The 23,097-nt window shown below is 60.7% G+C and carries 17 protein-coding genes; 11 read left to right on the top strand and 6 right to left on the bottom strand.

Translation table 11 applies throughout. From position 1 onward, the window contains the following. Positions 1-14: 14 nt before the first annotated feature. From tssL to AC066Y_RS27660, 5 genes are all read right to left on the bottom strand, one after another. Positions 15-1,229 carry a type VI secretion system protein TssL, long form gene (gene tssL / locus AC066Y_RS27680; RefSeq protein WP_478276634.1) on the bottom strand — a complete coding sequence of 405 codons (1,215 nt, stop codon included), beginning with the start codon at positions 1,227-1,229 and terminating at the stop codon, positions 15-17. Between the two features lie 299 nt (positions 1,230-1,528). Then, positions 1,529-2,866 (bottom strand): type VI secretion system baseplate subunit TssK, encoded by a 1,338-nt coding sequence (gene tssK, locus AC066Y_RS27675; protein ID WP_478276633.1) that lies wholly within the window; start codon positions 2,864-2,866, stop codon positions 1,529-1,531. Between the two features lie 48 nt (positions 2,867-2,914). Then, complete coding sequence (gene tagH / locus AC066Y_RS27670) at positions 2,915-4,285, bottom strand: type VI secretion system-associated FHA domain protein TagH (RefSeq protein WP_478276632.1); 1,371 nt, start codon at positions 4,283-4,285, stop codon at positions 2,915-2,917. Positions 4,286-4,297: 12 nt separating this feature from the next. Beyond that, a complete protein-coding gene (locus tag AC066Y_RS27665; protein WP_478276631.1) occupies positions 4,298-4,861 on the bottom strand; it encodes a DUF6931 family protein in 564 nt (187 codons plus the stop codon). A 4-nt stretch (positions 4,862-4,865) separates the two neighbouring features. Next, on the bottom strand, positions 4,866-6,734 hold the full coding sequence (locus AC066Y_RS27660) for a type VI secretion system Vgr family protein (protein WP_456655157.1): 1,869 nt from the start codon (positions 6,732-6,734) through the stop codon (positions 4,866-4,868). A 350-nt stretch (positions 6,735-7,084) separates the two neighbouring features. Between AC066Y_RS27660 and AC066Y_RS27655 the strand changes: the two genes are divergently transcribed. From AC066Y_RS27655 to AC066Y_RS27615, 9 genes are all read left to right on the top strand, one after another. After that, complete coding sequence (locus AC066Y_RS27655) at positions 7,085-8,398, top strand: type VI secretion system protein TssA (protein ID WP_478276630.1); 1,314 nt, start codon at positions 7,085-7,087, stop codon at positions 8,396-8,398. Positions 8,399-8,521: 123 nt separating this feature from the next. Next, a complete protein-coding gene (gene tssB / locus AC066Y_RS27650; protein ID WP_456760674.1) occupies positions 8,522-9,049 on the top strand; it encodes a type VI secretion system contractile sheath small subunit in 528 nt (175 codons plus the stop codon). Positions 9,050-9,066: 17 nt separating this feature from the next. After that, entirely contained in the window at positions 9,067-10,569 is a 1,503-nt protein-coding gene (gene tssC, locus AC066Y_RS27645; RefSeq protein WP_478276651.1) for a type VI secretion system contractile sheath large subunit, read from the top strand. Between the two features lie 52 nt (positions 10,570-10,621). Then, a complete protein-coding gene (locus AC066Y_RS27640; RefSeq protein ID WP_163153143.1) occupies positions 10,622-11,107 on the top strand; it encodes an Hcp family type VI secretion system effector in 486 nt (161 codons plus the stop codon). Positions 11,108-11,174: 67 nt separating this feature from the next. After that, positions 11,175-11,723, top strand: a complete 549-nt coding sequence (tssE, locus tag AC066Y_RS27635; protein ID WP_478276629.1) for a type VI secretion system baseplate subunit TssE — start codon at positions 11,175-11,177, stop codon at positions 11,721-11,723. 1 nt (position 11,724) lies between these two features. Beyond that, the gene (gene tssF / locus AC066Y_RS27630) at positions 11,725-13,692 is read left to right on the top strand and encodes a type VI secretion system baseplate subunit TssF (RefSeq protein ID WP_478276628.1); all 1,968 of its coding nucleotides are present in this window, start codon (positions 11,725-11,727) and stop codon (positions 13,690-13,692) included. Continuing rightward, positions 13,656-14,720: a type VI secretion system baseplate subunit TssG gene (tssG, locus tag AC066Y_RS27625; protein ID WP_478276650.1), complete on the top strand. Its 1,065-nt coding sequence runs from the start codon at positions 13,656-13,658 to the stop codon at positions 14,718-14,720. The genes tssF and tssG overlap by 37 nt, the downstream gene beginning before the upstream one ends. Before the next feature lie 98 nt (positions 14,721-14,818). Then, the gene (tssH, locus tag AC066Y_RS27620; RefSeq protein ID WP_478276627.1) at positions 14,819-17,455 is read left to right on the top strand and encodes a type VI secretion system ATPase TssH; all 2,637 of its coding nucleotides are present in this window, start codon (positions 14,819-14,821) and stop codon (positions 17,453-17,455) included. A gap of 5 nt (positions 17,456-17,460) precedes the next feature. Then, positions 17,461-19,047 (top strand): class I SAM-dependent methyltransferase, encoded by a 1,587-nt coding sequence (locus AC066Y_RS27615; protein WP_478276626.1) that lies wholly within the window; start codon positions 17,461-17,463, stop codon positions 19,045-19,047. An 83-nt stretch (positions 19,048-19,130) separates the two neighbouring features. On the opposite strand, the gene AC066Y_RS27610 is transcribed toward AC066Y_RS27615, so the two are convergent. Continuing rightward, complete coding sequence (locus AC066Y_RS27610) at positions 19,131-19,742, bottom strand: hypothetical protein (RefSeq protein ID WP_478276625.1); 612 nt, start codon at positions 19,740-19,742, stop codon at positions 19,131-19,133. Between the two features lie 146 nt (positions 19,743-19,888). Here AC066Y_RS27610 and AC066Y_RS27605 point away from each other — a divergent pair, with 146 nt between their 5' ends. Together AC066Y_RS27605 and AC066Y_RS27600 are read left to right on the top strand one after the other, a co-directional pair. Next, positions 19,889-20,767 (top strand): hypothetical protein, encoded by an 879-nt coding sequence (locus AC066Y_RS27605; RefSeq protein ID WP_478276624.1) that lies wholly within the window; start codon positions 19,889-19,891, stop codon positions 20,765-20,767. Positions 20,768-20,806: 39 nt separating this feature from the next. Continuing rightward, complete coding sequence (locus AC066Y_RS27600; protein ID WP_478276623.1) at positions 20,807-22,189, top strand: hypothetical protein; 1,383 nt, start codon at positions 20,807-20,809, stop codon at positions 22,187-22,189. Positions 22,190-23,097 lie beyond the last annotated feature (908 nt).

The raw sequence follows: 23,097 nt of genomic DNA, 5'->3' as shown, positions 1-23,097 counted from the left end.
CTTGTGGCGTCCGCCTATTCGCTACGTTCGATGAAGATTTCGACCCGACGGTTCTTGGCGCGCCCCTCGGGTGTCGAATTGCTGGCAATCGGTGAATCCGATCCCTTGCCGTCGACGTCGATGCGCGAACCATCCGCGAGGCCGGGTTTCAGCGCGGCTGCAACCGCCTTGGCGCGCTCGACCGACAATTCGAAATTCGAGGGAAAACGCACGGTGCGGATCGGCGAGCTGTCGGTGTGGCCAACCACTCGGATGCGGCCGGGCTCCTTTTCGAGCGTCGCCGCAACGCGGGCGGCGATCGGCTTGAAGCCATCCAGGATGGTTGCCTGGCCCGAGGCAAACAATGCGAGATCGCAGACCCTGATCACGATGAAGCTCGCCGTCTGATCCGCCGTCATGGCGCAGGCCGTCTTCTCCTGCGCAAGCGCGTTGCGAATGCGCTGCAGCTGGGTAATACGATCTGGGGGTGGCGGCGGAGGTGGAGGTGGCGGCGGCGCAACGACGCGGCGCTTGAGCTCGATTGGATCCCCGGGATGCAATGCCAGCGCTGCTTCCGCGGCATTCTCTGCGCGGCCAGCCAGCAATGTCCGCAGCACAAAATAGGATCCCGTCAGCAGCGCGGCGACCACGGCCGCCACCAGCCAAACGGGAATGTGCAAGTGCTTCCGCCGACCGGCCAAGGCCTGTCCGCGCCAGTGCGGCGACAAATCGTTGGTCGGCTTGGGCCGAACCCGGCGCAGCGTTTCATAGAGGTTACGCTGGATCACCTGGAGGTTCGCAAGCCCGCCCGGCGACGTCCGGTGAATGCCCTGGAACCCGAGCGCAAGACAGGCGTGCTGCAGTTCGAGCACTGGATAGTTGACCAGCGGATCAGTCTTCAAATGGTCGAGAATCTCGAAAAAGCGTACGCCGCCCACACGTTCGCCGAAGAACCGGCTGAGCATCGAGTACTGCGCCCAGACGTGTCGATCGTCGGTCGGAATGTGCTGCACAATATCATCGGCGGTCGCGCACAGGATGTACTTCGCGGTATTGGCCTGGTGCTCGGAAATGCCGGCCGAGCGGATATCCTTCTCGAAGAACTTGATGGCGTCGGCGACCTGCTCCATCAGGCTCGCGAATGACGCCCTCATCAGCGCTACTCGCAGCCGGCCAAGCAACTGCAGTAAGGGGCCGCCGGCGCGCATCACCGGATTGGCGTTTGGCGCGACCAGATCGTCGACGCGCAATGGCGGTCCCGGCGGCAAGATCGGTTGCTGCGCCGGAGCCTGCGGCGGTGTCGAAATCCATTCCTCCGACGGCTGGCTGGTCGGCGGGGCGGCGTAGCTTGCGCCCTGCGGTACGGGAGAAGGTACGGGAGAAAATGACGGCCCAGCCACGGGCGATGGCGAGTACGCTGGACGGCTTGCAGGTCCCTCGCCCGCTGGAGATTGAGGAGCCGGAGCCGGCGGCATCTTCCCGCCGGGGTTCGGACGGATGATGGTCCGCTCACCCCGACCGAAAGGATTAACCGGCTTGTCCCTGTCGGTCATGGCCGCTCTTCCAGGATGGCCCAAAGGTACAACTCAAGCTCCGGCCAGTCGCCGGAGAAGTGCATCCCGATCGAGGCCGCAGTACTGAACTCGGGCCACAGCGGCGACTTGCGATCGAGGTAGAAATAAACGTGGTCTGTAATGGCCCGGATGTGCGGTGGCGGCGTCGGCAAATGCACCAAGGTCAAACCCGGCAGGTTTGCGTGCACGATCTCAGTCATCTTCGTGTTGGGTCCGACCTTGAACAGGTGCGGGAATTCATTCTGGATCTCGACGAGAGGCCGCCGCGCGGCAACCTCCAGCACCAAGGTAGCATTTCGGAACAACGCGCGATCGCGGATCGGCGATACAAATGCATTCTGGGCTCGTTCGATGATCTCCAGACGGATCGCCCGCCTGCCCAGGCGGGCGCTCAGGAAGTCCTGGATGTCGCGCACCAGGGGCGTGAAGACGTATTCGAGATTGTCGTGATCGTACGCCGGGTAGTCCCGTGCGCGTCGTTCGGTGGTCGCGAAAGTCGCAAGCTCACCGGCAAACCTCAGCAGTTCTTCGTACAGCCGCTCGGGATGCACGCTACCGGACCGCTTGAAATGAGTCAGCACGGGAATGGTCCGGTTCAGCACCTGCAGCACCAGGTAGTCGACACTCTGCAAACCGCCGCCGGACGATGGATCGACCGCGTAGCGTGCAAGCTCATCGAGTTTGGTCTCAACCCAGCCAATAATTCGATTGAGCCAACCATCGACGACCGCATGTGCGGCGCAAACCAGCATCGGCGGCACAAACTTGTCGTCGAACAGGATGTTCTTGTCGCGTACTTCGAGGATGCGGGCGATGCCGAGGCCCATGTATCCCGGCTTGCTGGTCTTGCGTAGCTCGAACGACAGCCGCGGATAGACGATATCGATCTCTTCTTCGATGCGCAGCGCCGAGGTTGAATCGATAAACGTTTCGGAAGTCCGAACGTAACGACTTGCGCTGTCAGTGCGATCCTCATCCACCTCCCGCGTATTGGGCGCCGCGACCGGCATCATCAGCCAGACGATCTGGCCTGCGGCCGAATCTGGCACTTCGATGGCTTCCGGGATCGGACTGTCAGCAGGGATATCGAACGGCGTTCCATCGGGCATGACACCGGTCGCACTGCGCACGGCGAATTTGCTCTGTTGAGTAAGATCGTTATCGATCTCGAGCTGGGCAAAGCCCCATGGGTACGGTGTTGTGTAACGAACGCGCTTTTCCAGCAGATGCTCGAGATAGCGATCGTTCTGCTGCAGATGATGCGGCCGCAGAAACAGACCTTCCGACCAGAATACTTTGCTGTACCAGGACATTCCTGCATCCACTTGGCAATGATCGGCGACGGCATCGTCACCAACAGTTCACTTTGACCCCGACTTGTCTGCGCGGTCGTAATATTCAGAGAAATGCAGCATGAAGGTATCGATCGGCGCGCTTTCGTCGCGACCGAGGTGCGCCTTCCAGCGCGTCAAGAATTCATCCCACAACTTACTCTTATTCGAGCCGAAAAAGGATCTTGCGCCGCGCTGAAGCTCGAGCTCACGCGCCATCAGCGTCGGATCGATACTGGCGATCAGCCCCCTGACGGCATGCTGCATTGCCGCATAGGTCTTCAATTGATGGGATTTGAGGTCCTTGAAGCCCTGCGCGAAGGCATGCGGCGCATCGAGATAACTGCGCGTCGGCGGCCCGAACAGGATACGCATGGCGTCTTCCGCGGTCGGCGAGAATTTAAGCGGATTGTTCTCGATGGCCTGGATGGTGGTTTGACTGGTGCTGCGCGTCAGCTGCTTGGCCTGGGTCCGTGCCTGCAGCAGAGCCATTAAGTTGTCCACGGTCATGCGCAGTATGACGCCCAGCTGCTCCGCGAGTTCGGCCTCGGTCTTGTCGGCGAAGAAATTCTCCGGCAGTCCGGCAGCACGTGCCACCAAGCGCGCAAATTCGGGACTCCCGATCGGCGCGGCCGTAGCCGGTGCCGGCTCGGCCACCCGCGGCCGCGGCGCTTCCGCATGCCCTGCCGGTGGCGGCGCCGGCGGTGGCGGGACAGCCGCTTCATCGTCGGCCCAGACCGATGGTCGGCGCGGCGTCGGCATCGCGTGCAGCACGTCGACCGGCGGGTTTGGCGTAGCGACTGGACCGGCTGCCCAGCTCATGTCGTCGTGCAGAGGCGTCTCCCGTTGAGGCATCTGCGGCCGGACGGGGTCGACGCCCGCCGGCGGAACGCTCGCCGCCCAATCAAGGAATTCCGCATTGACGGGCCGCGCTGCTTCGCGCGGCCTTCTCAACTGCTGGGGGTCGATTGGCGGCGGCACGTCGCGATCGGGAACCCAAAGTTCCTGATAATCGGCGTGCTGCTGCGCGAGAGGAGCTTGCTGCTGCGCGCCATGGCTCGGGGTGCCCTCGGCACGCTCGTCCAGGTCCAGCGAAACGCCAATGACATAATGGCCGATGACGAGCCGATCGCCATTGCGTAGCCGATGCGCTCCCCGCATGCGCTGGTCGGCACCGTTGAGAAAGGTGCCGTTGGTCGAGACGTCGTGCAACCAGTAGCCACCGTCGCGATAATGGACCTCGCAATGCTTCCCCGAAATCATCCGAGACGGATCGGGCAATGTCCAATCGAGATGACGATCGCGGCCTATATCGACCGAGCGCCGGCCGGTGACCGTAAATGACACAGGTCCGCCATCGGGGAGGTTGGGCTCGTTCTCGATGTTGAAGCGAAGCACCATCACATCGTCTCGTCAGCGCAGAGGGCGCGGTTCGCCGCGTGCCAATTGAATACCATCCTCCAGGCAGGCCGTCATTATCCGGTCCCTGGACTCACGGGTAAGCCGGCAAAGTCCGATCAAAAGAGCCGCGCGAACCGCCCGCGCCGTCTGATCTGGCTTGGCTTCGACCGGGGCAAATTCCGCAGGGACGACGCTCCCGCCAGACCAGCCCGCCGCCAGCGCCAGCCAAGTCGCCGGCTGCTCGGGATCGTTGGCATTGCCGACCGCCAACGCCTTGTTACGCGATTGCTCGTCTGGCTGCCGGACCCAGGTCTCGGCAAAGTTGAGTGACCTGCCTTCGTTGCCGTCGAAACTATCGAACATCTGCCGCAACGAGCGACATCCCCAGGCGACGGCCACGCGCCTAGGGAGCAGGTACGCGCAAAAGGATACAGCCTGGTGCCAGTTGCCTGCATCAGCGGCCTCCTGCAGGAAATCCAACGACAACTTGTCCGGGGCGGCATTGCCGACGTCGTAACGCGCCAGCGGATAGGCTTCAAACAGATCGCGGACTGTGCTGAACCGAACTTGACCCATGGCGTCAGCCGACAATGGTTGGTGTGCCGTGGGCAACCAACGGGCCGCCGGCCGCGAGAGCCATGGCGGCCTGCGCGGTCATGGTGATGGTCGGTGCGTTGATGACTATTCCGGCGGGGGACAGGATGATCTGGCTGGGACCAACTTGGAGGGTGATGTTGACATTGGCCGTGAGGGTGATGCTCAGCCCCGCATTGACGGACTGATCCATCGCCAGCTTGATGTGCTGACCGCCCAATTCGATATCAAGCTTGTCATTGCCGTTCTTGAGCGTGGTCTTGCGGGTATCGCCGCCGAACGCTGCTTCACCGATGGTCCTGGTCTCGGTGTCGCGGACCGTCACGTCGTAGTCCTTTTCGGCGTGCAGGGTGATCTTCTCGGACCCTTTCTTGTCCTCAAAGTTCCATTCGTTGTAACCGCCCCCTCCCTTGGTCGAGTCGGATTTCAATCCCGCGATCGTCTTCTTGGACGGCAAATCGTAGGGCAGCTTGTATTCATCGTTATACACCGTGCCGATCACCAAGGGCCGGTCGGGGTCTCCTTCCAGGAATTCCACGACGACTTCCTGCCCGACGCGCGGGATGATCTGACCGCCCCAGCGCTTGCCGGACCAGACTTGGGCCACGCGCAACCGGCACGATCGCTTCTTCTTTCGATCCCAGAAGAAGCGAACATAGATTTCGCCCAACGACTCGACGTCGATCTCCTCGCTCGAATTGTCGTCCTTGGTGACGACCTTGGCCGTCTGGATACCATTGATCCTCGGCTTCGGCGTCATCATGGGAGATCGAAACGGCCGATCGCTTGGCAGAAATTCATAGCTGCCGAAGTAGACGTGCTGTCCGCCGTCGCCGGGCCCCCCAGTGCGGTAGGACTCGATGGAAAACGAGTGAGCTGCTCGTACGACGAGATATTCAACGTTCTGCGAGTCTTTCGAGTGCTTCTCGAGCTTGGTTAGTCCGCCGGGGAACAGGTTGACTGCGTCGCCGTTGCCGCGACGGCGCCGATCCATCGCCTGCTCGGCCTGGAGCTGGATCTTGGCGTATCGCTCGCCGTCGGATTTCTCCTTGAACTTGCCGGGATAGTCGTAGAACTCCATCTCGGATCGCGTGTAGTGCTCGGAGCCCTTGGCGTCGCTGATCATCTGCGCGTTGGGTTTCTGGTAGTTGTAGTCGTTGAGCTCGAACTTGCCGGTGCGAAACCGACGCTCGGAAACCCATTCATAAATATGCTGCTCCTCGCGGCGGTCGGATCCGGTCAGCGGGACATAGGGGATCTTTGCGAGACCGTTGATTGGGCTGTGCGAGGACTTGGAGTCAGCCAGCACCAGCGTATGCTTGCCACCCTCATGCTTGAAGAAGTAGTAGATGCCGTGCTGCTCCATCAGCCGGCATACGAAATCCAGATCGGTCTCGCGATACTGAACGCAGTACTCGAGCTTTGGACAGGAGCCCTCTTCGGTAAGCTTGGACTCATAATCCGTGAAGCCGCGCTCGTTGAAGACCTCCTTGATGATGTCGGGCGCCTTCTTGTCCTGAAAAATCCTGCAATCGGTGGTGCGCGACAGCAGCCATAACCAGGGTCTCAGCACGATCCGGTAGCTGAAATAGTCGTTCTTGACCCCGAGCCACTGCGCTTCCGTGAGAATGCCGCTGAACTCGCGCTCCTTCCCGTGCAATTTGATGGTGAGCGTGCACTGCTGGCCGATCGCGCGATCGAAGTCGAGATCGGCGTCCTCGCTGAGGCCCTCGATACGATATTCGAACAGTTCACTCAGACCTTCAGAGGCCTCGAACCTGACAAAAACCAGAACGTCCTTGCCAAGGGGGGTCTTGAGCTCGCAAAGGCGGGTATCCTGGGTAAGCTGGCCCATGTGGGCGTTAAACTCCTTCGCTGGCCGAACGGTTCGCGCAACCGGCGCATCAGGTCGTCAAGCACGAAACAACTGAAATCCGAGCCAGCCATCGGTAGGATGACCGACAAATCCGCCCGGTGTCCTCTCTTGGCGCGCCAAAGCACGCGCCCGATGGAACTATCCTGGCACTCATGTAGTCGGCTCCAAGAGCTTGTTGGTTCACGCGAAACGGTCGTGGCCGCCGGGAATGAACCAAGGCCATCGTTAAGCTGACCTAACAGACAACCGGATCATGATCCCCGCCCGATCCGTCACTTGTGACGGACTTGGCAATAGGGGCCAGGGCCCCGCCGACGGACCATCTTTGCATGCTCGATGTCACATCCCTGACCCAACCCATAGCCCCGGACGATCCCTGCGGGCCAGACCTGGATGCGGCCGGGGATGTCCAGTACCTGAACTTCTTCGCAGCTGCGGAATCGCTGCTTCCGATGTCGTATTTCGAGGTCGTCAACGCCAACGGAGAGCGCGGACGCTTCGACCCAAAGGCCATCGACATTGCCGGCCAGTTCGCCGCTGCGCAGCCGCTCTTGGCACGCACTCGCGATCTGCGTCTGACCATGCTGCTCGCCAAGTTCTCCATCCTGAACCGCGATCTTGACGGCTTTCTCAGCTGCCTGAAGGCGACCACCCTGCTGCTTCGTGAACAATGGGAAGCGGTTCACCCGAGGGGCGAGGACGGCGACTATGCTTTTCGCGCCGTCACCGTCGAGGCGATCGACGTGTTTCCGACGGTGATCAACCCGCTCCAATTCCTTCCCCTGATCGAAAATCGCAGGCACGGCAGCCTCAACTACCGTGCCTATCAGATTGCCAAGGGCGAAATTCCCGCCGCTGACGCCGACGTCGACATGCCCGATCTCGGAACCATCGAGCGCATTGTCGGTGAGACCGATCTCGACACCCTCAAAGCGGTGAGCGCCCGCTGTTCCGCGGTCGCGGCCGAGATTGCCGACATCAAATCGGTTTGGCGCGAAAAGTTGAACTCGGGGCAACCCATCAGCCTCGACAGGCTTGCGGGTGTCGCGAACGGCATGGCCAACTGGCTCGCGGCTCTCGTCACCGCACGCGATCCAGCCGCACTTGCCCCATCCCGGGACGAAACTGCTCAAAACGACCAGCAGCTTCCCATTGAAACGGCCGGCGCCGTGACCTCACCGGGACAGGCATCCGCTGCGCTGGCGGTGGCTGCCGACTATTTCGCGCGAAAGGAACCGTCGAGCCCGGCGCTCTTGCTGGTGCGGCAGGCGCAGGGCATGGTCGGCAAATCGTTTATCGAGGTGATGCGGATGCTGATGCCCGCCCACGTCGAAAGTGCCGCCATCAATATTGGTCGCGACAAAGTTTTCGACCTGCCGATCGAGCGCATGGCGGAATTCGCCACATCGCTCCCATCCACGGCCGAAAGTAGCGGTCAAGATGCTGTTATCTCAGCAGAAAACAGAGCGCAGGCGTTGGATTTACTGACCAAAGTTGCGGCTTTCTTCCGCGCCGCGGAGCCATCCAGCCCGATCCCGTTCCTAGTCGATCGCGCGCGCGAACTCGCACAACGAGATTTCCTCAGCCTGCTGAGTGACGTCCTGCCTGAGGGCGCTCTGAAGGCGATCGACAAATCGAATTGAACCCGCCTTCGATTCGACGGGACTAAGAGAGAAGGAAGCTCCGCTGACGAAGGACCGAGGCACTTCCCCAGCCTGCGTCGCGCAAGTCGGCTTCCGCACAGATTTTGTGAAGAGGGCAACCCAATGGCAACCGACAGCGGTCAAAAATTCATTCGCCGAAACCGCGCACCGCGCGTGCACATCACTTACGAAGATCCGTACGACGCCGAGCGGCTGATCGAACTGCCGTTTGTCATGGGCGTCCTGTCCGATCTTTCGGGCAACAACCCCGGCGTCGAGAAGGCGAAGGTCGAGGAGCGCAAGTTCCTCGAGTTCGACATGGACAATTTCGACAACCGCATGGCGGCGATCCAGCCCGGCGTGACGACACGTGTCGCCAATCGTCTCAACGATGGGTCTGACGAAAAGATATCCGTCAACCTGCGCTTCAATAAAATGTCGGACTTCACGCCGGTGGCGGTCGCCCGTCAAGTGCCGGCGACAGCCAAGCTGCTCGAAGCGCGCGAACAGCTCGCCAACCTGCTGCGCTACATGGATGGCAAGGTGGGCGCCGAGGACCAGCTGAAGAAACTCCTTGCTGATCCTCAACTGATGGCCGCGCTGCGCGAGCGCGCGACCAGCCAGTCGTCCGAATCCGACACCAACAGCTAAGGGAAGGAATGGGGACCATGGCAAAAGAAGCTACCCATAAAGGGACCACCACCCAGGTCGGAACCGTCGAGGCTGACGAGTTCGCTGCCCTGCTGAAGCAAAGCTTCAAACCGCGCACCGAACGCGCGGCGACCGAAGTCGAGAACGCGGTGTCGACGCTGGTTCAAGAGGCGCTCAAGGACACCAGCGTCATCAAGTCGGACGTGCTCGACACCATCGAGGAGATGATCGCCCGGATCGATCAGAAGCTGACCGCGCAGATGAACGAGATCCTGCACACACCCGAATTCCAGGCGATCGAGAGCGCCTGGCGCGGCCTGCACTACCTCGTCTTCAATTCCGAGACCGACGCGAACCTCAAGATCCGAGTGATGAACGTCTCCAAGACCGAGCTGTACCGGAACCTGCGGCTTTATCCCGATGCCCGCTGGGATCAGAGCCCGCTGTTTAAGCAGATCTACGAGTACGAATTTGGCCAGCTGGGCGGCGAGCCATTCGGCTGCCTGATCGGCGACTATTACTTCAGCCATCTGCCCACCGACGTACAGTTGCTCCGTGATCTCAGCAAGATCGCGGGCGCCGCCCATGCCCCCTTCTTCAGCGGGGCCGAGCCTACGCTGATGGGAATGGACTCGTGGACCGAACTGTCCAACCCTCGTGACATCGGCAAGGTGTTCGACACGCCGGAATATGCCGCATGGAAGGGACTGCGCGACCAGGACGACTCGCGCTATCTCGGCCTTTGCATGCCGCGTGCGCTGGGCCGCCTCCCCTACGGCGCCAAATCGGAGCCCGTGGAAGAATTCGCCTTCGAAGAGGAGACGGACGGACACACCGGTGACAAATACGGCTGGATTAACGCCGCCTATGCGATGGCAGTCAACATCAACCGCGCCTTCAAGGAGTTCGGCTGGTGCACGCGTATCCGCGGTGTGCAGTCGGGCGGCGAGGTCATCAACCTGCCGACGCACACATTCCCGACCGACGACGGTGGCGTCGACCTGAAATGCCCCACCGAGATCGCCATCAGCGATCGCCGCGAGCACGAGCTTGCAAAGGCGGGCCTTATCCCGCTGATCCATCGCAAGAACACCGACAAGGCCGCCTTCATCGGTGCCCAGTCGCTCTACAAGCCGAAGAAATACTTCGGCGAGAAGGGTGTGGACGCAACCGCATCCGACAACCTGTCGTCACGTCTGCCTTACATGTTCGCAGTGTCCCGCTTTGCGCACTACCTGAAATGCATGGTTCGCGACAAGATCGGGTCCATGAAGGAAAAGGATGAGCTGACGGTCTGGCTGCAGACCTGGATCAACGAGTACGTTGATGCCAATCCGGCCTTATCGTCAGAGGCGCAGAAAGCGCGCAAGCCGCTGGCCGCTGCGAAAGTCGAGGTCATAGCAAACGAGGAGAACCCGGGATACTACAACGCGCGCTTCTTTCTCCGTCCACACTTTCAATTGGAAGCGATGGACGTCGGCCTCAGCCTTGTTTCGCGCCTGCCAGGCCCGAGCTCCTGACGCCGCGTTATCGCAACCGTCACTCATCCAGGTTTTTTGAAAGGGCTATAGTATGGCTGTCGATATCTTTTTGAAGCTCGATCCGATCAAGGGCGAGTCGCTTGACGACAAGCACAAGGACGAGATCGACATTTTGAGCTGGTCCTTTGGCGAGAGCCAAAGCGGCACCTTCCACAGCGGGTCAGGCGGTGGCGCCGGCAAGGTCAACGTTCAGGATCTCCACTTCACGCACTTCGTCGACAAGGCGACGCCTGAACTCTTCAAGGTCTGCGCCAACGGCAAGCACATCGACACCGCGATCCTGACTGTCCGCAAGGCCGGTGAAAATCCGCTGGAGTATCTCAAGATCGAGATGAAGCACGTCCTGGTCTCCAGCGTATCGACCGGCGGATCGCATGGCGAAGATCGTCTCACCGAAAATGTGAGCTTGAACTTCGCGAAGGTGAAGATGACCTACAAGACCCAGACGGAAAAGGGCGGCGCCGGCGCATCGCCGACCTTCGGCTGGGACGTTCCGGCCAACAAGGAATGGGCCTGATCGTAGCTTCCTGTCTGGCGCCGGCTGCCGAGAATGGCAATCGGCGTCGGCGGTACGGAGATCGTCAATGACTGTTACGCCAAAGAAGGACCGGCTCTCTCCACCATTGATGCTGGCCTTTCGTGCGGCTTATGACGCGCGTGATGCGCGCAAGCCACTCGAACTGCGCGATCAGTTCGGTGAGCGGGTCATAGCGGGACGGCGCAGCACTGGTCGTTTCCCGATCTCGGAAACGCTGCTAAGGCGGGAGGTTTCGCATGACGTCGAAACGCTCCTCAATACCATTGCCCTCGAATCGACGCTCGACCTGACCGGCCGCGGCTGCGTCCGCACCTCGATTTTGAACTATGGTTTCCCCGACATCGCAAACCGTTCGGTCGACGAGGTCACGGACGAAGAGCTCAGCGACGCCCTGCGCATGTCGCTTACGACGTATGAGCCGCGACTCGATCGCAAGTCCATCCGGGTGCGGCGCGACACCTCCGTAAGCCCCGAACAGCTCAAGCTGCGCTTTGTCGTGCAGTCCGACCTGAAGTGCGAGCCGCTCAACGTGCCCGTGGAATTCGTCGCGGACGTCGACCTCGACAGCGGCGATATCCAGATCAATCGACCATAGCATGAACCGCGAGTTCCTCGATTTTTACAACCGTGAACTGTCGCTGCTGTACGAGCATGCGGAAGACTTTGCCAAGGAATATCCTGGTATCGCGGAGCGCCTCGGGGGGCTGATCCGCGATCGCTCAGATCCGATGATTTCGGGCTTGCTCGAAGGCGCCGCATTCCTTGCTGCTCGCGTTCAGCTTAAGCTCAAGCACGAATTCCCGGAGTTCACGGCAAACTTGCTCGAACAGCTGGTTCCGAACTATCTCGCGCCAACTCCGTCTGCCATGCTGGTCAAGGCACAGCCAACCTATGCCGATCCGGCATTGCGCGACGGCAGGAAAATCGGCCGGGGCGCCTACTTCGATGCGAGCTATCGCGAAAGGGAACGGAGCCTCGCCTGCCGATTCCGGCTGTGCCGCGATATAGTGCTTTGGCCCTTCGACGTCACCGGCGCCGAATATTTTGCCACTGCGGGCGCATTGCAGGCCCTCGGGATTCCGGTCGGCGGAGAGGTCATTGCGGGGCTCAGGCTTTCCCTGACCCACCGGACCGCCGCGCGGCTCGACGAAGAGCCGGCAGACGCGGAAGCTCGCAACAGGCCGGAAACCTGGTTCGCGGGCTGCCGCACCAGCGAATTGCCCATCTATCTGACCGGCGCCGAATCCGACGCTATCGCGCTCTACGAACAGCTGACTTCGAACTGCATCAATGTCTACTTTCGCTATCTCGACGATTTCGGCGATCCGGTCGTCATCCGGGCCCCGAACGACTGTGTGCAACAAGTCGGCTTCGGCGAGAACGAATCGCTGTTTCCTAACGATAACCGGGTCTTTCGCGGCTCGGAGTTGTTGCGGGAGTATTTCGTGTTTCCGCGCAAGTTCCTTGGCATCAATCTGACGGGACTTCGCGCTGTGATGCCGCGGTTGCGCGGCAAGTCAATCGATATCGTCTTCGCGTTCGATGAGCACAACTCACGGCTTGCGGCCTCCGTCCGAGCAGAGACTTTCAGTCTCTACACTGCCCCGGCAATCAACCTGTTCGAGAAGACCACTGATCGCATCCCGGTCAAATCGAATACGCACGAATACCACGTGGTGCCCGACCGAAGCCGCTATCTCGAATACGAGCCGCACCAGGTGCTGGAGGTTTACGCGCACTTTCCCGCAGAAAAAGACAAGCGGCACGTGCGTCCGCTGTACTCCGCCGCAGTCGACCGCACGGCCGCATCGGTCGAGGGACTTTATTTTACAGTTCGTCGGCTTCCACGGCGCCGCACCGTCGAGGAAAAGACATATGGCACGGCCTCCGACTACACCGGGACGGACATGTTCCTTTCGCTGCTCGAGCCCCGCGACCTGAGCGGCGACGGATCCGCCGCCGAACTGAGCGTCCGGGCGTTGTGCTCCAACCGGCATCTCACGGAACATCTGCCGGTCGGCCAAGGCGGAGCCGACTTTCGCCTGCTGGATGACACCTCGCTCGAGCTGATGTGCATAGCAGGGCCCACCAGGCCACGCGAGCCGGTGGTGGCGCAGTTGCGCAGTCGCAGCGAAATCGCCAATAGCGGTGTTGTCAGTTGGCGCCTGATCAACATGCTGAGTTTGAACTATCTCGGCCTCGTAGAACGCGGCGGCGGCAAGAACGCCGGAGCACTGCGGGAGATGCTGTCATTGTTCGCCGACCAGTTCGACGACGCTACGGAACGAAAGATTCGCGGCGTGCGCAGCGTCGAGAGCAGGCCCGTGGTGCGGCGGGTGCGTGAGCGTACCGGCAGTGGCGCAGCGCGCGGCCTAGAGATCACCGTCACACTCGACGAGAAGGCATTCGAAGGCAGTGGCGTGTTCCTGCTCGGGGCCGTGCTGGAACGCTTCTTCGCCGACTATTCGGGCTTCAACACCTTCACCCAAACGGTCATATCGACTTCGGAACGCGGCGAGATCATGCGCTGGCCGGCCCGCATGGGCACAAGGAGGCCGCTGTAATGCTGATCGACCAGATGAAGGCCGAGCCCTGGCGGTTCGATTTCTTCCAGACGCTCCGCCGGCTAGAGCGATCCAACCCGGATCGGCCGCGGATCGGCGACAGTGCCGCGCGGCGCGACGAATTTGTTGACCTCGGTCAATCTCCCTATCTGGAATTTCCCGCGTCCAATCTGAGCTCAGTCGACGACCGCGATGGCAGGCTCAGAATCCTGGTCAAATTCCTCGGTCTGCTTGGACCGCAAGGCGCACTGCCTCTGGCCACCACCGACGAGAGCGTCGGCTGGCAGTTGATGCGAGATGACGCCTTTCCGCGCTTTCTCGACCTTCTCAATGGACGCTTTCTGCAATTGTTCTTTCGTGCCTGGGCGGACGCACGGCCGATCGCGCAGCATGACAGGCCATTGGATGACCGCTTCATCGCCTATGTCGGCTCCTTTGCCGGCCTTGGCTCTGATATCTTTGCTAATCGAGACACGGTACCAGACATGGCGAAGCTCAGCTTCGCTGGACTGGTCTCACCTAGGGCGAAATCCGCGTCACGACTGGCCCGGCTGCTGCAGGGGCTGTTCGACGTCGGGGTCGAGATCGACGAATTTGTCGGCACCTGGCTCCCGTTCGAGGCGAGCCATTGCAGCCACCTCGGGGCGGCGCACGCCAGGCTCGGCCACGACGCGCTTCTGGGCTCGCGGGTGTTCAGTGTCGAAGACAAGATCAGGGTTCGCGTTTTCGTGAAGGATTTCGCTCAATACGAGCAGTTCCTGCCCACTGAAGTGCCTAACCTGTCCGAGCCCCTGGCTGACGCCGTGTACTTCTATATCGGCGACGAACTCGAGTGGGAGGTGGAACTCGCCATTCCCGCGGGAGCAGTGGCCCCGATGAAGCTTGGACAGAGCGGACGCCTTGGGTGGACCAGCTGGGTTTCGCCGAACTGGACCTCGACCGAGGAATATCGCCGCGATGCTCGCTTTCAACTTGCCGAGCGACTGAGAGCCCGGCGAAGCGCCGCGACAGATGCCCCGCCGATTTGAACCAATGCACCGGTCCAATTGTCCTAACATCATGGAATTCGCGCCAGTTTCCACGATGAGCGGGACATCGCCTGGGGGAATTGAGCAGGAGGCCCACCGTGACCGACATCAGCCTCGAGGCCGTGACTGGAAAGCTGAATCGCGCTGGCTACGATGCCTTCATACAGGCCCTGCGCCACGCCAAAAGCGCCAGCAACCGCAACGTCGAGCTTGCACACTGGTTGTTTCACATCCTGCAACAGGAGCGGACCGACCTCAGCCTATCGGTGGATTACTACAAGCTCGACCGCGCGCGGCTGCTGTCGGACCTCGCAGGCATCATAAACGGCTTCCGTAAGAACGAAACCGACATGCCGGGGGTCGCCAATTCGGTCATCGATATTCTCGACCGTGGCTGGCACTACGCCACGCTGTTCTTCGGCGAGACCCAGATCCGCACCGGCCATCTCCTGGTCGCCGGACTGAAATCGAATGAGATCCGTCGTGCGCTCAACAACATCTCGCCGGAATTCGCCAAGATAAACGTAGACGCATTGGCCGCGGAGCACCGCGCCGTATGGGCAGGCTCTGAGGAAGAGACCATGCGTCCGATGGACGGCTCCGGATTGGCCGGTGCCGGCACTGACGGCGCGGACCGGGCAAGTCCCAAGGGAACAACACCGCTCGACCGGTTCTCCCAAGATCTCACCGCCAAGGCCAAGTCGGGCCAGATGGACCCGATCCTCGGTCGAGACGACGAGATCCGCCAATTGATCGACGTGTTGATGCGCCGGCGGCAAAACAATCCAATTCTCACCGGCGAAGCTGGCGTCGGCAAGACCGCCGTGGTCGAGGGATTTGCGCAGCGCATTGCCGCTGGCGAAGTGCCGCCGCCACTGCGCAACGTCAGGCTCTGCGCGCTCGACATCGGCCTGATGCAGGCCGGCGCCTCGATGAAGGGCGAGTTCGAGCAGCGCCTGCGCTCGGTGATCGACGAGGTACAGAATTCCCCTACCCCCATCATTCTGTTCATCGACGAAGCTCACACGCTGATCGGGGCTGGTGGCGCGGCCGGCACCGGTGACGCGGCCAATCTGCTTAAACCTCCACTCGCCCGCGGCACGCTGCGTACGATCGCTGCCACCACCTGGGCGGAGTATCGCCAGTACATCGAGAAGGACCCCGCACTCACACGACGCTTCCAGCCGATCCAGGTCGATGAGCCGGATGTCGAGACCTGCTGCATCATGCTGCGCGGCCTCCTCGGCCCGATGGAGAAGCACCATGGCGTTCGCATTTCGGACGCCGCGATCGTGACCGCGGTCAACCTGTCGCATCGCTACATTCCATCTCGACAGCTGCCGGACAAGGCGGTCAGCCTGCTGGACACAGCCTCGGCGCGGGTAGCCATCAGCCAGAGTGCGACGCCGGCATTGATCGAGGACGCTCGCGTGGCTATCGCGGCTCGCGAGGCCGAACGATCAGCGCTGGTCAGCGACGGCGATCTCGGCGACGAGAACAGCGAGCGTATTGCCGAGGTCGACGGCGACATAGCTGCGCTGAAGGACAAGCTGACCGGCCTGGAGGCCGATTGGGCCAAGGAACAGGAGCTCGTCAAGGACATCCGCAGCATCCGCGAAATCCTCTCCGAGAGCGGAGACGAAGATCGCGCCACGAAACGCGTGGAGTTGCGCGGCAAGTTTGAGACACTGGAGAGCATCAATCCGGAAAAGCGGATGATCTATGCCCATGTGGACCAGCAGTCGGTGGCCTCCGTCGTGTCTGACTGGACTGGTATCCCGACCGGCAGAATGATGCGGGACGAAATCGAGACCGTCCTGAAGCTGCCCGAAATTCTCAATCGTCGCGTGGTCGGCCAGTCCCATGGACTGACGATGATTGCCAAGAGAATCGAGACCAGCCGCGCCAGGTTGGACAACCCGTCCAAGCCGATTGGCGTTTTCATGCTGGCCGGACCGTCTGGGGTGGGTAAGACAGAAACTGCCCTTGCGCTTGCCGAAACCCTTTATGGCGGCGAGCAGAACATGATCACGATCAACATGTCGGAATTTCAGGAGGCGCATACGGTTTCGAGCTTGAAGGGAGCACCTCCGGGTTACGTCGGTTATGGTGAAGGCGGTCGGCTCACCGAAGCGGTCCGCCGCAAGCCCTACAGCGTGATCCTGCTCGACGAGGTGGAGAAGGCCCATCCCGACGTCCATGAGATATTCTTCCAGGTGTTCGACAAGGGGGTCATGGAGGACGGCAACGGCCGGCGAATCGATTTCAAGAACACACTGATCATTCTGACCACGAACGTCGGCACTGATTTGATCATGGGACTGGCGCGCGATCCAAAGTACCGCAACGAGCCGGAAGAACTCGCTAGGCTGCTGCGGCCCGAATTGCTGAAGGTGTTCCCTGCCGCGTTACTTGGACGCATAGTTTCGATCCCGTACTTTCCGCTTTCGGACGAGATGCTTGCCGGAATCGTCAGATTGCAGCTCGACCGGATCGGACAGCGCCTCCGCGACAATCACAAGGCCGCCTTCGGCTATGACGATGCGGTCGTCGAGCACATCGTATCCCGTTGCAACGATCCAGACTCCGGCGGGCGGATGATCGATAACATCATCACCAACACGTTGTTGCCCGAACTGTCGCGTGAATTCCTCAGGAAGTCTCTCGCCAAGGAAGAAGTCAAGCAGACGCGCGTCTCGATCGTGAACGACAAGTTTGCCTACTCGTGGAACTGACTGCGATGAACATCCAGACCGAGCACCGCCAGCCGGCCAACGGTGCCACACCATACGATGAGGTGTATTATCCCGGGCATGTCTACGGGCTCACTCACCCGAACCATCTGGCAACGATTGCGACGGTCTACGGCATGCGGCCGGCTCCAGTCGAGCACTGCCGGGTCCTGGAGCTCGGCTGCGGCGTTGGCGGCAATCTGTTGCCGATGGCATTCCAATATCCGGACAGCGAATTCATCGGGATTGACCTGAGCGGTGTGACGATCGAGCGTGGGCGGCGAAACATCGCCGCATTGGGCCTGAGCAACATCGAGCTTCTGCATTGCGACATCTTGGATGTCGACGCTGCCTTCGGACAGTTCCACTACATCATCGCCCATGGCGTGTATTCATGGGTACCGCCGATCGTGCGTGAGAAGATGATGGCTATCTTCAAGCAGAATTTGGCACCACAGGGGCTCTGCTACGTCAGCTATAACGCGCACCCGTTCTCGCATCTTCGCGACATGGTCCGTGACATGATGCGCTACCACACCCGGAGCATCACCGGGATGAAAGAGAAAGTTGGACAAGCTCGCGCCATTGTGAAGTTTCTCAGCGAAGGATCGAAGTCCAGCTCAGTGCACGGTGCGGTCATGCGCGATCAATGCAACCGCGTCCTCAATGCTCCGGACGAGTTGCTTTTTCACGACGATCTCGATCAGGGCGCGACAGCCTTCCTTTTGCACGAAGTCGTCGAAGATGCCGGCCGACACGGCCTACAATATCTGAGCGACGCCGATTTCTCGCGACGCAATCTTGCCGGCTACACCGAAGAGGTCCGCGCCACGCTGCAGCGCTTTCCCGAAAGCGAGTTCATGGCGCGCGATCAGTATCAGGACTTCATTGACGGCAACGGCTTTCGGCGTACGTTGCTCTGCCACGGGGACATCTCTCTTGACCGCCGGGTCGATCTCGACTTCGTCACCAGGTTCTATCTGCTAAGCACCTCCAGCCCACGTCGACCCGACGCCTGCTTGACCGACGATTCCGAGATGGAGTTTGAAAATCAGGACGGGAGCCAAATCACGGTGACCGATCCGCTCCTGAAGGCTGCACATCTTTGTCTCGGCCGGGCCTGGCCGCGCGCACTCTCGTTCACCGAGCTGCTAAATCGCGCCCGAGCGCTGCTGGTGGGCCGGCAAACAGGCGACGACCAACGGAAATTGACGGAAGCGCTCTATATCCTGGCTCGCAGCGGAGAGGTCTCCTTTCTGAAATCACCGCCCTTTCTCGTGACAGAAGTCACGGATTGCCCGCAGGCGAGCCTGCTCGCCCGCAAACAGGCGCAGACCGGCCCGCTGGTCACCAATCTGCTCCACCAGACGGTGCAATTGGAGGACGACAGGACTCGGCACTTCCTGCAGTTACTCGACGGCTCTCGGACGATCGAGCAAATTACGGCCGAAATGACTGAACTCTTCGGACCAACCATCCAGGTCAAACAAGTGGATGAGGCCGGGCAGGCCGCCGAGCCGTTGCTGCTCTCGACCCGAGACAGCGTTGACCGTTCGCTGGCGACGGTTGGAAAGCTGGGTTTGCTGGTGGCCTGACGCTCAACGACGTCTACCTCGGTAAGGAACTGGCGGCAGCGAGCAGGGCCGCTGGTTTGTGGAGCGGACCCGGCCCCGTCCCATCAGCCGTCGTGGGTGTATTGTTGACCGAGGAGCCATCCGGTGAGAATGCCGCCAGGCCCGCTGGCATAGACCGAATTAAGCCCCACACCGGCGCGCAGCATCCGCCATTCATGTTCGCCGACCCAGGGAATGCCGGGATCACCCTTCTGATATTGTGATAGCAGCGTTCGGGCAACTTCGGCGGCGTTGGCGTAGATCGGGCCGTTCGCCCAGCGGGGTCGCGGTAGACCTGTCATGCGGCAATAAAGCGCAGTGCAGACATAGGCGGACGCCTCCTCCGCATTGGCGTCAAGGCCGGTGCGCAGCAGATCGTAAGCCGCATGCAAGGCCTCATGGACAATATAGGCTTCGTCCATCCGGCCCGTTGCCGACACCACCTCCAGGGTATTCGCCGCGACGACGGTACCGTCCGCTCGTGTTCGCGCGACATCGTTATATTGTGCCGCAACACCTGCCGCGAGGTCCGTCGGAACCCTGACGTTGACCTGTCCCAACCGGATCGCGCGTGCGACGTGATGGAACGTTTGCGGTGCAATCGTCACGTGGCTGCCACGGATCGGAAACCGGAAGCGCATGCGCGCGACCGCCGCGCCGTTAAGTACGTCGAGCACCCTGCTCCGAAGCGACATCGGATCGTCCTTGCTGTTGACACTGCTCCACGAATGGTGGTCGGCGTTTCCAGTTGGGAGGTTCATTGAACCCGGCCCCGCCCGGATCAGACCAATCGGAGGCAGACTTTGACCCGGAGGGCGCCCCCGTGACGACCACCAACCCGACCACGACCGACACCTACCGGAAGATCGCCGCGCGGCTAACCATGCTTCGGCCACAGATCGATCTGTCAAAATATTTCGCGGGGCCGAATCCCAATGTCCGCCTCTACGACGAAAAGGCCTATATCCGCCGTCAATTGGAGAAGTACGGCGTAGCGGCCGCGACGAGCACGCTCGACGGCGTCACGTTTCTGCCGAAGGATTGGGAAGACCTGGTCAAGGTGCTGCGGATTGCCAAGACGTCGGATGGATTCGACGCCTTCGCCGAAGGGAAAAGCCCGGAGAAACCGGCGCATTGGGCGCTCGATCTGTCGATGGCAGCCACGATCGGCAAGGGATTTCGGGAAATCTGGCGCCCAAAGCTGTCCGACCGGCCGCTCTCGACGCGAGACCTTCCGGGCCGGCACGGCTTCGGGCTTGCGCGCGGCCGAGGGCAATGGAGCGACGACTACAGTGCGCAGTTCGGCAAGGACCCGCAGCCGCAAGACATCACATCGCTACATTTCGCGGTAGCGCCCGACCGCGTCAACGTTCACATCGACGAGACGGGCTTCGTGTTCGAGGGAGCGGACGGCGCCCTCACGGTCGGACCGAATTTCGGCCATCACGCCGTCAATGAGCTGTTCTGGAAGAGCAACCCCAATTTGCCGCGCTGGGCGATCGATCACATCGACCTGATCCTGCCGAACAGCGCCAATGACTTTTCGCGATTTGGCATATCGGTCGACCTGTATCAGCGCAAGGACCTGCGCGTCACCGTCACCGGTTCCTGCGGAATTTTCGGGGGCTTCGAGTGCTCGGGAACGTTGAGCGTCAGTGGGACGCACGATTTGCTCGGCTCCAAGCCGAGAGGCTCGCGCTGACGCGGACCGTAGATCTGCGGTTCGGATCTGGGAGGCGATATGCCGCAGTTGAAAGACAAGGTCGGTCGGTTTGCGGCGACGGGTCGCAGCTGCCAGAACTGGAAGCAAGACCAGGAGCTGGTCATCTCGCTGCTCAACAAGATCGCCATTTCCGACGGGGGTGCGGAGACCACGCTCAAGCCGCAAGTGGTCGTGACAGGCCATGCCAGCGACAGCCTCTACACCTCAATTCTGTATTTCCAGCAAAAGAACTTCCCGGGCACGCCTGACGGCTATATTCGGCCTGGCGGGCCAACTTTCAGCAGGCTCGTTGACCTCTCGACGAAGGCGGCCGCCAAGCCTCCCTCTCCAAAAGGTCAATGGGATGGAATCACGACCCCATCCGTCGATGCAGCGCTTCGCAAGGGTTTGATCGACGATTCAAAGCTAGATTACGCGGAAGTAGTTGACATCATCAGGGCGACCGTCGCGGACGGCACGGTCACTGCATTCGAGCTGGACGACCTGATGACCATTGCGAGCACCTCCAGAACGCTCTCGCCGACTTCAAAAAAGCTCATCACGCTCTTCGTCGGCGACGAAAAGAAGAAGTGGCTCGGGGTTGGTCCGTACGACCTCAATTCGGATCAAAAGAAGCTCGCCGCGGAGATGGTCTGCGATTTCCTGAAGAACACGAGGACGACGTTCTTTCCGAAGCTCGACCCGCACCGCGTCGGGATAGGCATTCTCAGGCGCATTGCGAAGCCGAGCCTCATCGATCAGGATCAGGCAAGCCTGTGCGGACCGTCCGCGCTGATGTTCAGCTACGCATCCGACAAGCCGGGGCAGTATGCGCGGTTCGCCATCGACCTGTATCAGAAGGGGCAAGCGAGCCTCGGCCGCCTGCTGATCAAGCCTGGAAAGGACGTGAAGAACTACACGCCGCCCTACTCGCTGGACCACGTTGATTGGCTGACATGCGCCTCCATCCGCGACTCCGAGAATTGGTTCCTCGATTTTGACGACACCGGCAGAATAAGCGATGTCGCTGGAATCACCGTACCGAGCGAAATGGAGCAATGGTTCCGCAAGGCTGGATACCAGGACGTGCGCGAGGAGACCAATCTGAAATTTAGCAAGGGCATCGACAACGTCATGGAAGCCAACGCCCTGCTCGCCGGCGGATACCGCGTATGCCTATTCATAAGCGCCAACATGATCGAATATGACGACCAGTCTGACGAAGGCTCCGTGCTCACGCGGCACTGGGTCGTCTTGCGCGACAAGATTCAAGTGTCGAACGGAAACGTGACAACAACGATCTTCACCTGGGGCAAGGGAGACTACGCGATCCCGCACCCGAGCAAGGGCGGGGCTCTAAAGCCCCTGCCCCTCGCGGATTTTCTGATGAATTATTACGGCTACGTTGCTGCCAAGGCGTAAGCGGCGCTCGCTGGCATTCGCCATCTACCGAGACGATCCCCTCAATCGTCCAGGCCTCTACAGGTGACATCGGATTCGCCGCGTAGCGCGGCGTCAGACCTGCTGATCGGCAGCCTTGGTCGACGGCTTCCAGCCCGCGTGACGAGCCAATGGCCCGTTCATGTTGGAATCAGTCTTGCCGGGATCGCTCGGCCATGAACTCGCCGTCAACGTGGTGGCCCGGAGCGCCGTGACATTGCGGCTTCGATGGGAGATTTTTCACGGTCGACCGACCATCGGCCTGCGCGGCCGCGTCCGTCCTTTGATCCGGATTTGGTCGTACCAGCAAATCCAATTGTACTTCCTTACCAACCCGCCCATGGGTGGCAGATGGGCGAGCCTTCAGTACAGGTCGGGCTGGCTGAGCCTGAACCGCTCGATTAGCTGCACAGGCGATGGAGATGTGTTCTGCGGATTATCAAGGAAGACAGCCGCTTCCCACAACGCATCATCGGGCGCAGGATCCTTGCCTTTTTAGGGGCCTTCGGTCGGCCCATAGAACGCTCTGAAAAGTGGGGGCCCGCCTTTGTCGGACACGTATATGTTCATCAAAATGACTGCGAGATACTCTTCAGAATCCTGGTACCAATGGTCTGCTGGGGCAAAGTTCATCACGCCGGCTATCATTTGTGAGGCGCGAACGAGTTCGTGGTACAGCACCTCCTCGGTTGCCATCGCGGAGCCTTCTTGAATTTCTTTCGAAGAAGCTCTGCTTACTGGGGCAGCTCTCCATATTATGCTTTCGACAACGCGATGTCCACCGAGCTACGCTGAGTAGTCGCAAAGCAGATAAGAACCGTTCCTCTGCTCACGAACACACGACCGTGATACGTAGCGACGCGATTCGACGTCGGGTTGAACCAATTTGA

The sequence above is a fragment of the Bradyrhizobium sp. USDA3010 genome, from assembly GCF_056429065.1.
Note: the sequence above shows the minus strand (reverse complement) of the source record. Positions and strands in the feature narration are given on the sequence as shown.

Bases quoted from the DNA above. Each gene is read 5' to 3' on its own strand.
- tssK (WP_478276633.1), bottom strand. From the start codon at position 2,866: ATGTCCTGGTACAGCAAAGTATTCTGGTCGGAAGGTCTGTTTCTGCGG.
- tagH (WP_478276632.1), bottom strand. From the start codon at position 4,285: ATGGTGCTTCGCTTCAACATCGAGAACGAGCCCAACCTCCCCGATGGC.
- AC066Y_RS27665 (WP_478276631.1), bottom strand. From the start codon at position 4,861: ATGGGTCAAGTTCGGTTCAGCACAGTCCGCGATCTGTTTGAAGCCTAT.
- AC066Y_RS27660 (WP_456655157.1), bottom strand. From the start codon at position 6,734: ATGGGCCAGCTTACCCAGGATACCCGCCTTTGCGAGCTCAAGACCCCC.
- AC066Y_RS27655 (WP_478276630.1), top strand. From the start codon at position 7,085: ATGCTCGATGTCACATCCCTGACCCAACCCATAGCCCCGGACGATCCC.
- tssB (WP_456760674.1), top strand. From the start codon at position 8,522: ATGGCAACCGACAGCGGTCAAAAATTCATTCGCCGAAACCGCGCACCG.
- tssC (WP_478276651.1), top strand. From the start codon at position 9,067: ATGGCAAAAGAAGCTACCCATAAAGGGACCACCACCCAGGTCGGAACC.
- AC066Y_RS27640 (WP_163153143.1), top strand. From the start codon at position 10,622: ATGGCTGTCGATATCTTTTTGAAGCTCGATCCGATCAAGGGCGAGTCG.
- tssE (WP_478276629.1), top strand. From the start codon at position 11,175: ATGACTGTTACGCCAAAGAAGGACCGGCTCTCTCCACCATTGATGCTG.
- tssF (WP_478276628.1), top strand. From the start codon at position 11,725: ATGAACCGCGAGTTCCTCGATTTTTACAACCGTGAACTGTCGCTGCTG.
- AC066Y_RS27615 (WP_478276626.1), top strand. From the start codon at position 17,461: ATGAACATCCAGACCGAGCACCGCCAGCCGGCCAACGGTGCCACACCA.
- AC066Y_RS27600 (WP_478276623.1), top strand. From the start codon at position 20,807: ATGCCGCAGTTGAAAGACAAGGTCGGTCGGTTTGCGGCGACGGGTCGC.